The organism is Aquirufa sp. TARAVU-A1A, from assembly GCF_054558675.1.
Genome location: NZ_JBPXKP010000007.1, coordinates 37,629 through 50,571 on the forward strand (window position 1 = coordinate 37,629; position 12,943 = coordinate 50,571).

Annotated in this window: 15 protein-coding genes; 13 read left to right on the plus strand and 2 right to left on the minus strand. The window is 43.3% G+C overall.

Features of this window, described 5'->3' with window-relative positions:
- Window positions 1-24: 24 nt before the first annotated feature.
- Together V7S75_RS10195 and V7S75_RS10200 are read left to right on the plus strand one after the other, a co-directional pair.
- On the plus strand, window positions 25-540 hold the full coding sequence (locus V7S75_RS10195) for an HNH endonuclease (RefSeq protein WP_459513617.1): 516 nt from the start codon (window positions 25-27) through the stop codon (window positions 538-540).
- Complete coding sequence (locus V7S75_RS10200; protein WP_459513618.1) at window positions 540-1,331, plus strand: DUF2520 domain-containing protein; 792 nt, start codon at window positions 540-542, stop codon at window positions 1,329-1,331. The genes V7S75_RS10195 and V7S75_RS10200 overlap by 1 nt, the downstream gene beginning before the upstream one ends.
- Here V7S75_RS10200 and V7S75_RS10205 read toward each other — a convergent pair.
- Complete coding sequence (locus V7S75_RS10205; protein WP_459513620.1) at window positions 1,324-1,788, minus strand: hypothetical protein; 465 nt, start codon at window positions 1,786-1,788, stop codon at window positions 1,324-1,326. The genes V7S75_RS10200 and V7S75_RS10205 overlap by 8 nt on opposite strands.
- A 96-nt stretch (window positions 1,789-1,884) precedes the next feature.
- Here V7S75_RS10205 and prfA point away from each other — a divergent pair, with 96 nt between their 5' ends.
- A complete protein-coding gene (gene prfA, locus V7S75_RS10210) occupies window positions 1,885-2,955 on the plus strand; it encodes a peptide chain release factor 1 (RefSeq protein ID WP_459513621.1) in 1,071 nt (356 codons plus the stop codon).
- Window positions 2,956-2,989: 34 nt separating this feature from the next.
- Here prfA and V7S75_RS10215 read toward each other — a convergent pair whose 3' ends face one another.
- A complete protein-coding gene (locus V7S75_RS10215; protein ID WP_377976640.1) occupies window positions 2,990-4,018 on the minus strand; it encodes a sensor histidine kinase in 1,029 nt (342 codons plus the stop codon).
- A 58-nt stretch (window positions 4,019-4,076) separates the two neighbouring features.
- On the opposite strand from V7S75_RS10215, the gene purB reads away from it, so the two are divergent.
- The 10 genes from purB (at window position 4,077) to rplS (ending at window position 12,856) form a co-directional block, all read left to right on the plus strand.
- Window positions 4,077-5,432, plus strand: coding sequence for an adenylosuccinate lyase (purB, locus tag V7S75_RS10220; RefSeq protein ID WP_459513623.1), 1,356 nt, complete (start codon window positions 4,077-4,079; stop codon window positions 5,430-5,432).
- Between the two features lie 48 nt (window positions 5,433-5,480).
- The gene (locus tag V7S75_RS10225) at window positions 5,481-5,864 is read left to right on the plus strand and encodes a VOC family protein (RefSeq protein ID WP_459513625.1); all 384 of its coding nucleotides are present in this window, start codon (window positions 5,481-5,483) and stop codon (window positions 5,862-5,864) included.
- A 188-nt stretch (window positions 5,865-6,052) separates the two neighbouring features.
- On the plus strand, window positions 6,053-7,462 hold the full coding sequence (locus tag V7S75_RS10230) for an anthranilate synthase component I family protein (protein WP_459513627.1): 1,410 nt from the start codon (window positions 6,053-6,055) through the stop codon (window positions 7,460-7,462).
- Between the two features lie 6 nt (window positions 7,463-7,468).
- On the plus strand, window positions 7,469-8,035 hold the full coding sequence (locus V7S75_RS10235; protein ID WP_377976644.1) for an anthranilate synthase component II: 567 nt from the start codon (window positions 7,469-7,471) through the stop codon (window positions 8,033-8,035).
- A gap of 1 nt (window position 8,036) precedes the next feature.
- Entirely contained in the window at window positions 8,037-9,026 is a 990-nt protein-coding gene (trpD, locus tag V7S75_RS10240) for an anthranilate phosphoribosyltransferase (protein WP_459513629.1), read from the plus strand.
- A gap of 12 nt (window positions 9,027-9,038) precedes the next feature.
- A complete protein-coding gene (gene trpC, locus V7S75_RS10245) occupies window positions 9,039-9,824 on the plus strand; it encodes an indole-3-glycerol phosphate synthase TrpC (protein WP_459513631.1) in 786 nt (261 codons plus the stop codon).
- Window positions 9,825-9,827: 3 nt separating this feature from the next.
- Window positions 9,828-10,424 carry a phosphoribosylanthranilate isomerase gene (locus V7S75_RS10250; protein WP_459513633.1) on the plus strand — a complete coding sequence of 199 codons (597 nt, stop codon included), beginning with the start codon at window positions 9,828-9,830 and terminating at the stop codon, window positions 10,422-10,424.
- Window positions 10,421-11,614 (plus strand): tryptophan synthase subunit beta, encoded by a 1,194-nt coding sequence (trpB, locus tag V7S75_RS10255; protein ID WP_459513634.1) that lies wholly within the window; start codon window positions 10,421-10,423, stop codon window positions 11,612-11,614. Before V7S75_RS10250 ends, trpB begins: the two co-directional genes overlap by 4 nt.
- A gap of 1 nt (window position 11,615) precedes the next feature.
- Window positions 11,616-12,395, plus strand: coding sequence for a tryptophan synthase subunit alpha (trpA, locus tag V7S75_RS10260; protein WP_459513635.1), 780 nt, complete (start codon window positions 11,616-11,618; stop codon window positions 12,393-12,395).
- Between the two features lie 107 nt (window positions 12,396-12,502).
- Window positions 12,503-12,856 (plus strand): 50S ribosomal protein L19, encoded by a 354-nt coding sequence (gene rplS / locus V7S75_RS10265; protein WP_377976650.1) that lies wholly within the window; start codon window positions 12,503-12,505, stop codon window positions 12,854-12,856.
- Window positions 12,857-12,943: the final 87 nt, after the last annotated feature.

Genomic DNA, 12,943 nt, shown 5'->3' on the forward strand with positions numbered 1-12,943 from the left:
ATTACCTTATAAAATTGGATGTCTATGAGTCAGAAAGTTTTAGTCCTTAATCAAGATTACAGTGCATTGACAATTTGTTCTATGCCCAAAGCTTTTTTGCTGGTTTACCTCAATAAAGCCGAGCTTATTGCTGAGTCAAGCACAGAAAGACTCCATTCCATCTCGCAATCATTTCCTTTTCCTTCCGTCATTCGTTTAAATCGCTATGTGTATTTTCCCTACAAAGGGGTTGTTTTAACCCGTCAAAATATTTTTAAGCGCGACGGAAATCGTTGTCAATATTGTGGCTCCCCCGACCACCTCACCTTAGATCATGTGATTCCCAAATCACGCCAAGGAAGAACGTCTTGGGACAATTTGACGACTGCATGTAAATATTGTAATTCAAAAAAAGGGCATAAAACACCAGAAGAAGCAGGGATGCATTTGGCACGCCAACCGTTCAAACCTTCCTTCGTTATGTTTTTGCGAAATTTTTCCGGAATTTTGGATAATCAATGGATGCCCTTCGTCGGGGCGAAACACGAAAAAATTCAGTAATGATTAAAATTTCATTTATCGGTGCGGGGCACGTGGCATGGCATTTATCGCAAGCGTTGGAAAATGCTGGAAATAGTGTTCAAGAAGTTTTCAGTCGGGACCCGGAGAAAGCACGCGATTTAGTTAGCTATTTGTATAATGCCCGCGTTCAAGAGCATTTGGATTTTTCGGAATCAAGCTCCACTGTGTTTTTCCTTTGTGTGCCAGAGTCGGCCTATCCGCAGGTGTTACCTGAATTATTATTGCCCAAATATGCGACTTTAGTGTTGGTCGCAGGAACCGTTTCCTTGACGGAATCTATGATGCAATACGACCCCTTGCGCGAAAGCACAAATCAAGTTGGCGTGTTGTTCCCCGTTCAGCATTTACAGGCCGAACGGAAAATTAGTTTATCGAATGTGCCGATTTGTATTGAAGTATTGGTCGAAGAAACGGAGGCAACCTTGGTCCATTTGGCCAAAGATATTTCGAAATCCATCTATTTAGTGAGCGGAGATGAGCGCAAGAAAATCCATTTGGCGATGCTGATGGCTGGATTGTTTACGCAACAACTTTGGCAACAAGCTCAAGAGTTATTAGAATCGATTGAATTAGACAAAAGCTTGATTCAAGGCGTTGTTCAAAATTATGTGCAAGCCTTTTTTGCAAACCAGACCTTACACGCTGATCAAGATATTGCGAAATTGAGTGATTCACGGGTGGTGTTTGACCAACAAGCCTTTATGACGCGACCGGAAATGCAGGAAATCTATAAGAATATGTTGGCGCTCGTAAAATCCAATTCTATTTAATCAGCGGCTTATCCATTTGAATAATCACTTGTTTTTTGCTGAAGCCAATCAGCGTAACGTTTCCATCTTTTGTGGGGTAGATATAGTATAGGCTGTCGCCTGAGCTGTTTTTCTGAATACTTGCAGGAATATCTTGTTTTTGACTTAAGCCAAAGGCTATAGCATCAAGCATTTCATTGATTTTGGAATCTTTCACAGATTTTTTGAGTGTTTCGATGCTCCCGGATTGAATGCTTACCTTATTTTTTGAACTCAATGTGTCCGCAACCTGGCCTTTTGCCAAATTTGCTTGAAGTTCCTGCCCCCAAACATCCACCTGATTCACGATATCTTGTGGCAATACACGCTTGACTTGACGTTCGCGCATTTCTTTTACAGCTGCTGTGGTGTCAATTCGTTTGGAAAAGTCACAGGCATAAACAGTGAAAGCAAGAAAGATTATCAGGTATTTTTTCATGGGTTCTGGGCGAAAGAACAAAGGTATTCATCTTGAGCAGAAAGGCCAATGAATTTAATTGTTATCTTTGCGGAGATTTTTTAACCCCGATTAGACATGCTGGAGCAGCTAGAAGCCATCCGAGAACGATTCATCGAAGTAGAACAACAAATTGCGATGCCGGAAATTGTTTCCGACTTAAAGAAATTCAAGACGTTAAGTAAGGAATACAAGGACTTGCAAAAAATCGTCGAGCAATACATGACATACCAAAATTTGTTGAAATCCATCGAAGAAGCTAAGTCGGTGATTGCCACTGAAAAGGATGAAGATTTCCGTGATATGGCGAAAGCGGAGTTAGAAGAATTGGTTCCGGCAGAAAAGGAAATGCAGGAGGTTTTGAAGGAGATGTTGATTCCAAAAGATCCCAATGATTCCAAAGACTGTATCTTGGAGATTCGTGGGGGTACCGGAGGAGATGAGGCGTCCATTTTTGCAGGAGACTTATTCCGGATGTATCAGCGTTTTGCGGAAAAGCAGGGCTGGACATTCCAGATTATGGATTACACAGAAGGAACTGCTGGCGGTTATAAAGAGATGATTGTTTCCGTTCAAGGAGAAGATGTATATGCCAAATTGAAATTTGAATCAGGTGTTCACCGCGTTCAGCGTGTTCCTGCTACGGAATCTGCTGGTCGTATACACACCTCTGCAGCGACTGTCGCTGTTATGCCAGAAGCTGACGAGGTGGATGTGCAGATCAATATGAATGACATCCGGAAAGATACGTTCTGTTCGTCTGGTGCGGGTGGGCAGTCGGTTAATACTACCTATTCAGCTGTTCGTGTGACTCACATTCCATCCGGATTAGTTGTTCAATGCCAGGATGAGCGTTCGCAAATCAAGAACTTTGATAAAGCGATGACAGTATTACGTTCTCGACTATACGAAATTGAGTTAGCTAAACGTAATGCGGAAATTGCAGGTAGTCGGAAATCCATGGTTGGGTCTGGCGACCGTTCCGATAAAATTCGTACCTACAATTATCCACAGGGCCGTGTGACGGATCACCGTATCGGTTTAACGGTTTACAATTTGCCTACCGTAATGGATGGGGAGATTGGTGAGTTTATCGAGCAATTGCGGATTGCGGAAAACGCAGAGCGTTTGACTGAAGGGGCGGTTTAGTCCAATTCCCTAGGCTGAAGCCTAGGGTTATAAATTAGGCTTTCTCCAACTTAAACTCGAACCGAGTACCCTTATTTTCTTCGGATTGTACGGAGATCTTGCTGTTGTGTGCCTGAACGATGTGTTTGACAATGGAAAGTCCTAAGCCTGTTCCGCCGGAGTTTTTGGCCCGACTTTTATCTACCCGATAAAAGCGTTCAAAAATTCGGTGTAAATGTTCGTCTGGAATACCAGGGCCATTGTCCACCACCGATATTGTGTAAGCCTTTTTCTTCTCCGTGATGATAATCTGAACAAGGCCTTTTTCATTCCCGTATTTAATGGCATTCACGACCAAGTTCATGATGACTTGAGAAATTCGTTGGGTATCTGCTTTTACCTGAATTTCGCCTTTGGGGGCTATGAGTTTAAGTTTGACATCCCGTTTTTTTGCTTTCGCTTCTACCTGTTCAAATATCTCCTCAATTAATGGGCGTAGATTAATTTTCTTTTTCTCAATCTTGATCGCACCGGTTTCGATTTGGGAAACGGTTAATAAATCTTGCACCAAATTATCTAAGCCGTCCAAACTTTTCGCCGCCTTTTCTAGAAATTTCATCCGGATTTCCAGGTCCTCATCCGGATTGTCCAAGAGCGTATGAACAAAACCTTGAGCTGCAAAAATGGGTGTTTTTAATTCATGCGAAACATCCGCCAAAAACTCTTGTCGGTATTTAGCCGCCTTTTTCAAATCTTGTACTTCACCCTCTTTCGTCGCGACATATACGTTCAACTCCTTCTTTAATAATTCGATTGGGTTTTCTTTTTCAACAAGTTGTTTGCGCGGTGTTACGCTGAAATCCTTCTTTTTAATCTGTTTAATACGATCATATAGGGAGTTTACTTCTTGGAATACCAAGTAGTCCAAGGCAAAATAAATGAGCACTCCTCCGAAAATAAAACAGGTTAAAAACCCGATTGTCATCGTGACTAAATCCGAGCTCGGAATAAATGACAAAAAAGCCGTCGTTACGATGGCGATGACCAATGCTAATATGACCGAAAGATATCTAGGCTGTAACATGCTTGAAATTACAGATAAATTTTTAAAATGTTGTACCTTTGCGCTTTGAATAGAACTTATGGAATTAAATCTGCTTTCGGCGATCTCGCCCGTTGACGGTCGTTACCGTCGCCAAACCCAATCACTCGCTCCGTATTTTTCTGAGTTTGGCCTAATCCAATACCGTGTTCGTGTAGAAATTGAGTATTTCATCGCTTTGTGTGAAATTCCTTTAGCTCCTTTAGCAAGTTTCCCCAAAGAACATTATGGAGCCTTGCGTGCGATGTACACCAACTTCTCCGAAGCAGACGCGCAATGGATTAAGGAAACCGAAAAGGTAACCAATCACGATGTGAAAGCAGTTGAATATTTCATCAAAGATCGGATGTTGGCCTTGCCAGGCGATTTAACTCCTTATGTTGAATTTATCCACTTTGGCCTAACTTCTCAAGATATAAATAATACCGCGATTCCGCTTTCCATCGCGGAGGCGCATCGCGATGTGATTTTGCCTGCTTATCAGGCAGTTGTTGCGACGTTGGATGCTTATGCGACCGAATGGAAAGAGATTCCTTTGTTGGCCCATACCCATGGCCAACCCGCTTCTCCGACGCGTTTAGGCAAAGAAATTAAGGTTTTTGTTGAGCGTTTAAATCGCCAATTAGACTTATTATCTCAAGTGCCGTTTACGGGTAAATTCGGCGGGGCGACAGGTAATTTCAATGCGCATCAAGTTTCTTTTCCGGAGATTAACTGGCCGGAATTTGCTGCCAACTTGCATGCAAATCTAGGTATTACGCGCTCGAAATACACGACTCAAATCGAGCATTACGATAATTTGGCAGCCTATTTTGACGGCTTAAAGCGTTTGGATACGATTTTGATTGATTTGTCTCGCGATATTTGGCAGTACATTTCGATGGGCTATTTCAAGCAAAAAATCAAAGCTGGCGAAATCGGATCTTCAGCGATGCCGCATAAAGTCAATCCAATCGATTTCGAAAACGCGGAAGGGAACTTCGCGATGGCAAATGCTTTCTTTGAATTCTTGTCGGCGAAATTACCTATCTCCCGTTTACAGCGTGATTTAACGGATTCGACGGTTCTTCGTAATGTAGGAACGCCATTGGCTCATGTCGTGATTTCGTTGAATTCCTTGCAACGTGGTTTAGGGAAATTGGAATTGAATAACAGCAAAATCCAACAAGACTTAGAAGATAACTGGGTGGTAATTGCGGAAGCGATTCAAACGGTTTTACGTCGTGAAGCATTCCCGAAACCGTATGAGGCGCTGAAGGATTTGACACGTCACCACGGAAAAATTGACCAAACGGTCTTCCATAATTTCATCGACGGCCTAGCCGTTTCAGATGCCATTAAAGCCGAATTGAAATTAATCAGCCCATTCAACTTCGTGGGTCGCGACGAAAACTAAAACTAAACCCCTCCGGACTCTTTCCCTCCGGACTTTGGACTTTTTACTATGAACCATCGCCTCATGCACATCGCCCTTGTGGTGGCCGACTACGACGAAGCAATTGCTTGGTATACCGAAAAACTCGGTTTTACTTTGGTGGAAGACACGCGGCTAAGTGATGTGAAACGCTGGGTGCTGGTCCAACCTTCGGGTGAAGGCTCTTGTCAATTGCTATTGGCCAAAGCCGCAACGGACGAACAGCGTTCTCGTGTGGGCAATCAAACAGGTGGCCGAGTTTTCTTGTTTCTACATACGGATGACTTTGAAAAAGACCATCAAAATTTGCTCAAACACAACATCAAAATTGTCCGTGGTCCGGTGCTTGAAGAATATGGTAAAGTGCTCGTATTCGAGGATTTATATGGAAATTTGTGGGATTTAATCGGCTAAAATTTTGAATTAAGAGATTTCAGTTTACATTTGCATCAAATTAATACCAAGATGACAAAAGCAGCATACAACAAAAACTGGTGGCAAGGCTAATATTTCCTTGAACAGTTTTGCTGTGTGTACATGATATGTTTACGAAAGGCTTGCTGTTCTCAGTAAGCCTTTTTTTAATTTTGTCCCTAGAAAACATGTCTACAATACAAATTCGAACTGCGAGAAAAACCCAATTGGCGGATACCCTTACGCCTATCGGTATTTTCATGAAGATTCGTAAAAACTTCAAGAATTCCGTCATCCTGGAATCGGCGGATTACCACGGCCGGGAACATGGATTTTCACATATCGCTTTTGATCCGGTTGCTTCATTCGAATTAACCGATTCGAAGGTTACCCAAAAATTCCCTGACGGCTCGCTGGAAAATTTCACCTTAACGAATCGTCGGGATGCTGTTCAAGCTCTCAAAGCTTTCGCGGATCGTTTTGATTTCCAAAAAGAAAAAGGGGATTCGCCGATGGCGAATGGCTTGTTTGGCCATATTTCTTATGATGCAGTAACCTATTTTGAGGATATCGAGATTCAAGCAAAAAATCCAGAAACAGAAATTCCATCGATTCGCTATTATGTGTATCGATATGTGGTTGCGGTGAACCATTTCAACAACCAAATGTCGCTTTATGCGCATAGTTACGACGGGTCTGAACCTTCTTTTGATACGATTACGTATTTGTTGAACATGCCGCATTACGATTCGGAAAGATTCGAACGTGTAGGTGAGGAAGTAAGTAATTTGAACGATGAGCAAGTGAAGGAGATTGTGGAAACGTGTATCAAGCATTGTTTACGCGGTGATGTATTTCAAATTGTTCCTTCTCGTCGTTTCTCACAAGGTTTCAAAGGGGATGATTTTCAAGTGTATCGCGCTTTGCGTTCCGTGAATCCGTCGCCTTATTTGTTTTACTTTGATTACGAACAATACCGTATTTTCGGTGCATCGCCCGAAAAGCAAATTAAAATTGATGGAGATGTCGCTGAAATTCATCCGATCGCTGGAACGTTTAGACGCTCGGGAGATGATGCACGGGATGCGGAATTAGCGCAAGAACTTTTGGCAGATCCGAAAGAAACGGCTGAGCATGTGATGTTAGTTGATTTAGCCCGCAACGATTTGAGTCGGAGTGCGGATCATGTCAAAGTGGAGACCTTTAAAGAAGTTCAATTTTTCTCGCATGTCATTCACTTGGTATCCAAAGTGACAGGTCGCTTGCAAAAGGGCGTGAATCCTTTGCAATTAGTGGCAGATACCTTTCCTGCGGGGACATTGAGTGGTGCGCCTAAGCACAATGCAATGACGATTATTAATCGGCTGGAGCCAACAAACCGAGCGATCTATGGCGGAGCGATTGGTTTCATGGATTTTCAAGGAAATTTCAATCATGCCATTGCGATTCGGACCTTTTTGAGCAAGGGAAATACCTTATTTTTCCAAGCAGGAATGGGCGTTGTAGCGAAGTCGGTTGTTGCCAGCGAAATGCAAGAAATACATAATAAATTAGCAGCTTTGCGTCGGGCATTGGAAGTTGCGGAGAACTTAGCATAAGAAGACATGAAGAACGTTTTGGTTTTAGATAATTATGATTCCTTCGTGTACAATTTAGTATACCTCTTAAAGGAATTAGGTGCGAATGTGGATGTATTTCGCAATGATAAAATTAGCTTAGAAGAAGTGGGCAAATATGACCAAATCCTTCTTTCTCCGGGTCCTGGGATTCCTTCCGAGGCGGGAATTATGATGGATTTATTGAAAGAATATAAGTCAACTAAAAAGATTTTAGGTGTTTGTCTAGGTCATCAGGCGATCGCGGAGGCCTTTGGGTCTCAATTACAGAATATGGGAGAGGTTTTGCATGGCGTGACGACGGAATGTCAAGTGATTGACCCGACCGAGCGTTTGTTCTTGGATATTCCATCGCGTTTTGAGGTTTGTCGTTACCATTCGTGGACGGTAATCCCTGACTCGATGCCAAAGGATTTGAAGATTACAGCCCAAGATGACAAGGGCTATGTGTTGGCGGAAGCGCATCAGCAATACGATGTACGTGGGGTGCAATTTCACCCGGAGGCCTATTTGACCCAACACGGATTACAAATGATTAAAAATTGGTTAAAATAAAATGAAAAAGGTTCTAGAAAGAAGAGTGAGTGGTGAGGCGTTGTCAGAACAAGAGGCGCACGAGGTTTTATTGCAAATTGGGAATGGCGGGGTGAATCCTAGTCAAATTGCCGCATTTTTATCATCTTATTGGTATCACCCGATTCAAGTTCAAGAGTTAAAGGGATTTGTTTCGGCGATGTTGGATTTAGCTGTCACAGTTGATTTGTCGGAGTTCGATGCCATGGATGTTTGTGGAACAGGAGGGGATGGAAAGGATACATTTAATATAAGTACGACTTCCTCGTTTGTAATCGTAGGTGCTGGCCAAAAGATTGCTAAGCATGGCAATCATGGGGTTTCTTCATCGGTAGGTTCTTCCACGGTTTTGGAGTTTTTGGGTTTGAAATTCAATAATGATCCCAAAATCTTGAAGCGCAAAATGGAAACTGCGGGCATGTGTTTTTTACATGCGCCTTTGTTCCATCCAGCCATGCGGTTTGTAGGTCCGATTCGCAAAGAATTAGGAATGAAAACCTTTTTTAATTTATTGGGGCCTTTATTGAACCCCGCAAATGTGAGTAAGCAATTAACAGGTGTTTATTCCCCTGAGGTTTTTGAATTATATTCTGGTTTTTTCAAAGATTCTAGCAAGAAATTTGGGATTGTTTATGCGGAGGATGGCTATGATGAAATTTCGTTGACATCTAATTTTCGTTTAGAGACGCGCGCCGGCCGACAAGTTCATGAACCTTCAGAATTAGGATGTGAATATGTGCAGCAATCGGAATTGTTCGGAGGAGCGAATGTGGAAGAATCGGCCAATATGCTTTATAAAATTTTACAGCGCGAAGGGACAGCTGCTCAAACTAATGCGGTATTGGCGAATGCTGGGGCGGCACTTTGGGTTGCAGAGAAAGCTCCATCGTTAGCGGATGGATTTTTAATGGCCAAAGAGTCATTAGAAAGTGGAAAAGCATTCCAGGTGTTTAAGAAGTTTATCATGGATTAATCGCATCGCGCTATGACTATTTTAGATCAAATCATTGCCACCAAACGTACGGAAGTTGCCGCTGCCAAAGCGCGCGTTTCCATCTCCGCACTGGAAAAGCAAGGTTATTTTGCCCGGGCTTGTCATTCCTTGGCCATGTCTTTGGTTCAGCCAGCTTCTACAGGCATCATTGCGGAATTTAAACGCAAGTCTCCTTCCAAAGGCATCATTAATGATACGATGGGCGTTGATGAAGTTACGCGTGGTTATGTGACAGCAGGAGCGGCTTGCTTGTCGGTGTTGACGGATACGGATTATTTTGGTGGGACCTATGCCGACTTTGATTTAGCGCGTCGGACGAATCCGAATACGCCTATTTTGCGTAAAGACTTTATGGTCGATGAATATCAAATCGTAGAGGCGAAATCGATGGGAGCGGACGTGGTATTATTGATTGCGGCAGCATTAAGTCCTGCAGAAATCAAAACCTTAGGGACCTTAGCTCGTTCATTAGGTATGGAAACCTTGTTGGAGGTTCATGACCAGGAAGAATTAGATCGTTCGTTGGGCGATTATATTTCCGTTGTAGGTGTGAATAACCGCAACTTGAAAAATTTTGCCGAGCAAAATGTGGAAGCATCCAAAGTCCTTGCGGATAAGATTCCTGCCCAATTTGTGAAGGTTTCTGAGAGTTGTATCTCAGGTCCTGAAATTATCAAGGAGTTGAAGGCTTATGGATACCGTGGCTTTTTGATCGGTGAGAGTTTTATGAAGACGAGCAATCCCGGTCAGGCATTATCAGATTTCTTAAAGCAATAGGATATGAAGTGGAAGGTTTGTGGCATGCGGGATTTGAATAATATCGAAGCAGTTGCGGCTTACGAACCGGATTATATGGGCTTTATATGGGCTTCCAAATCGCCTCGCTATGTAGGGCAAGATTTTGTTATCCCGGCCTTGCCGACTAAGACAAAGGCGGTGGGTGTGTTTGTGAATGAGCCCACCGAAAATATCATTGAATTGTCTACAAAGGCCGGATTTCAGGTTGTGCAATTGCACGGCGATGAGGGGCAAGGTGAGATTGATGCCTTGCGTGCTGAGGGTTTGACGGTGATCAAGGCTGTCAGTGTGGCGACGGAGGAGGATGTTAAAGTGTTGAATTTGGAGCCCGATTATTATTTATTTGATACGAAAAAGGGATCTCAAGTAGGCGGAACAGGGGAGCGATTTGATTGGTCTATTTTAAAGGCTTATGAATTGGATATTCCTTATTTTCTAGCGGGAGGTTTGGATGAGGCGAGTATCGAAGAAGCGAAAAAATTGCCAGGGCTGTATGCCTTGGATTTCAATAGTAAATTAGAGTCAAGTCCAGCATTGAAGGATTTGACAAAGGTGAAGTTAATAACTCAAAATATATGAACCATTCATTTCAAGTTGACGAGCGTGGATACTACGGGGATTTTGGCGGTGCCTTTATCCCGGAAATGTTGTATCCCAATGTAGAAGAATTGCGCAGTCGCTATTTGGATATTATCGCGGATCCGTCTTTTCAAGAGGAGTTTCATGCTTTGTTAAAAGATTACGTGGGCCGACCGACCCCCTTGTTCAAGGCTGAGCGTTTATCGGCGAAGTACAATACGAACATTTATTTGAAGCGGGAGGATCTTTGTCACACGGGTGCACATAAGGTGAACAACACGATTGGTCAGATTTTGGTTGCGAAGCGTTTGGGGAAAAATAAGATCGTAGCGGAGACGGGTGCGGGCCAACACGGCGTAGCTACTGCAACGGTTTGTGCCTTGATGGGGATGGAATGTATTGTTTACATGGGGGCGATTGATATCGAACGTCAAGCACCTAATGTGGCGCGTATGCGTATGTTGGGAGCGACTGTTGTTGCGGCGCAGTCGGGCTCGAAGACCTTAAAAGATGCGACGAATGAGGCGATGCGTCACTGGATCAATAACCCGGTGGATACGCATTACATCATCGGTTCGGTGGTAGGGCCACATCCTTACCCGGATATGGTTGCTCGATTCCAGTCGGTGATTTCCGAAGAAATGCGTAGTCAATTGCAGGAAAAAGAAGGCCGGGATTATCCGGATTATGTGATTGCTTGTGTGGGTGGTGGTTCGAATGCGGCGGGAGCTTTTTATCATTTCTTGGATGAGCCTCGGACGCAATTGATTGCAGCGGAGGCGGCGGGTCAGGGAGTTAGTACAGGTCATTCAGCAGCGACGACTTTCCTAGGAAAGCCAGGTGTTTTGCATGGCAGCAAGAGTTTGTTGATGCAAACGGAAGATGGACAGGTGATTGAGCCTTACTCGATTTCGGCAGGTTTGGATTATCCGGGCATTGGGCCGATGCATGCGCATTTGTTTAAGTCGGGCCGCGCAAAATTCTATGATATAACGGATGAGGAGGCTTTGGAGGCTGCTTTGGAATGCTCGATGTTGGAAGGAATTATTCCGGCTTTGGAATCAGCCCATGCGCTCGCGGTCTTTGGCAAATTAAACGCCAAGCCGAATGAAGTTGTCGTGGTGAATTTGTCGGGAAGAGGGGATAAGGACTTATCCACGTATCAGCAACGTTTAAAATTGAATGATTAGGATGAATCGGATTACGAAATTATTTGCGGAGGCGACGGAGCCTATTTTGAATGTATATGCGACGGCAGGTTACCCGAATTTCGGGGATACGATGACCGTGTTGAATGCCTTGCAAGCGGGTGGCGTGGATATTATTGAGATTGGGATGCCTTATTCGGATCCTGTGGCGGATGGGGAAACGATTCAGCAATCCAATCAGGTTTCTTTGGATCAAGGCATGACGGTTGCGCATTTATTTGAGCAATTAAAAGATATGCGCCAAACGGTTTCTGTACCTGTTTTGTTGATGGGTTATATCAATCCCGTGTTACAATATGGGGTGGAGGCGTTTTGTAAGAAATGTGCGGAAGTGGGTGTAGACGGCTTGATTTTGCCGGATTTGCCTATGGCCGAATATGAGTCGGAATACCAAGCGATTTTCGAACAATACGGTTTGTATAACATCTTTTTGATCACGCCACAAACTACGGATGCGCGCATTGCTCAAATAGATGCGATTAGTAAAGGCTTTATTTACATGGTTTCGTCCGCAAGTACGACCGGGGCGAAAACGGGAATTTCGAGTGACCAGGAAACTTATTTCAAGCGGATTGAGGGAATGAATTTAAAAAATCCTCGCTTGATTGGTTTTGGAATTTCGGATCGAGCAAGTTTCTTGAAAGCTTCGGAATCAGCTGCTGGAGCGATTATTGGTAGCGCTTTTGTGAAGTTATTGGGGCAAGCACAAGATCTTCATAGTGAGATTGTTGGCTTTGTTCAATCCATTAAAGGTAAAAAGTAAGCAATTGTTTTTGGAAAGAAATATTTTTCCTATCTTTGCAACCCAATCAGCAATTTTATGTACGAAGTGACCGCTGAGTGCTGATATTACACAAAATAAAAAGTCAGATGAGTGATTTAATTAAATTTGTAGAAGCAGAAAACGCAACGCGTAGAGCTGAGCATCCAGAATTTGCAGCTGGAGACACAATCAATGTACACGTGAAAATCCGTGAGGGTAACAAGGAGCGTATCCAGGTTTTCCAAGGATTGGTTATCCAACGTAAGAATTCAGGTGCTGGTGAGTCTTTCACTGTACGTAAAGTATCTAACGGAATTGGTGTTGAGCGTATCTTCCCAATCTTGTCACCAAACATCGATAAAATCGAAGTATTGCGTCGTGGTAAAGTGCGTCGTGCACGTTTATTCTACATGCGTGGTAAGCAAGGAAAAGCTGCTCGTGTTAAAGAGAAGAAAAAATAGGTTTGAGATTTTTTTATATAAGAGAAAGCTGTTCAGAAATGGACAGCTTTTTTTGTGTTTAATATTCAGTATGTTTGAGCTAAGTCT

Excerpts from the sequence above, each read along its gene's own strand:
- V7S75_RS10195 (WP_459513617.1), top strand. The coding sequence starts at position 25 with ATGAGTCAGAAAGTTTTAGTCCTTAATCAAGATTACAGTGCATTGACA.
- V7S75_RS10200 (WP_459513618.1), top strand. The coding sequence starts at position 540 with ATGATTAAAATTTCATTTATCGGTGCGGGGCACGTGGCATGGCATTTA.
- V7S75_RS10205 (WP_459513620.1), bottom strand. The coding sequence starts at position 1,788 with ATGAAAAAATACCTGATAATCTTTCTTGCTTTCACTGTTTATGCCTGT.
- prfA (WP_459513621.1), top strand. The coding sequence starts at position 1,885 with ATGCTGGAGCAGCTAGAAGCCATCCGAGAACGATTCATCGAAGTAGAA.
- V7S75_RS10215 (WP_377976640.1), bottom strand. The coding sequence starts at position 4,018 with ATGTTACAGCCTAGATATCTTTCGGTCATATTAGCATTGGTCATCGCC.
- purB (WP_459513623.1), top strand. The coding sequence starts at position 4,077 with ATGGAATTAAATCTGCTTTCGGCGATCTCGCCCGTTGACGGTCGTTAC.
- V7S75_RS10225 (WP_459513625.1), top strand. The coding sequence starts at position 5,481 with ATGAACCATCGCCTCATGCACATCGCCCTTGTGGTGGCCGACTACGAC.
- V7S75_RS10230 (WP_459513627.1), top strand. The coding sequence starts at position 6,053 with ATGTCTACAATACAAATTCGAACTGCGAGAAAAACCCAATTGGCGGAT.
- V7S75_RS10235 (WP_377976644.1), top strand. The coding sequence starts at position 7,469 with ATGAAGAACGTTTTGGTTTTAGATAATTATGATTCCTTCGTGTACAAT.
- trpD (WP_459513629.1), top strand. The coding sequence starts at position 8,037 with ATGAAAAAGGTTCTAGAAAGAAGAGTGAGTGGTGAGGCGTTGTCAGAA.
- trpC (WP_459513631.1), top strand. The coding sequence starts at position 9,039 with ATGACTATTTTAGATCAAATCATTGCCACCAAACGTACGGAAGTTGCC.
- V7S75_RS10250 (WP_459513633.1), top strand. The coding sequence starts at position 9,828 with ATGAAGTGGAAGGTTTGTGGCATGCGGGATTTGAATAATATCGAAGCA.
- trpB (WP_459513634.1), top strand. The coding sequence starts at position 10,421 with ATGAACCATTCATTTCAAGTTGACGAGCGTGGATACTACGGGGATTTT.
- trpA (WP_459513635.1), top strand. The coding sequence starts at position 11,616 with ATGAATCGGATTACGAAATTATTTGCGGAGGCGACGGAGCCTATTTTG.
- rplS (WP_377976650.1), top strand. The coding sequence starts at position 12,503 with ATGAGTGATTTAATTAAATTTGTAGAAGCAGAAAACGCAACGCGTAGA.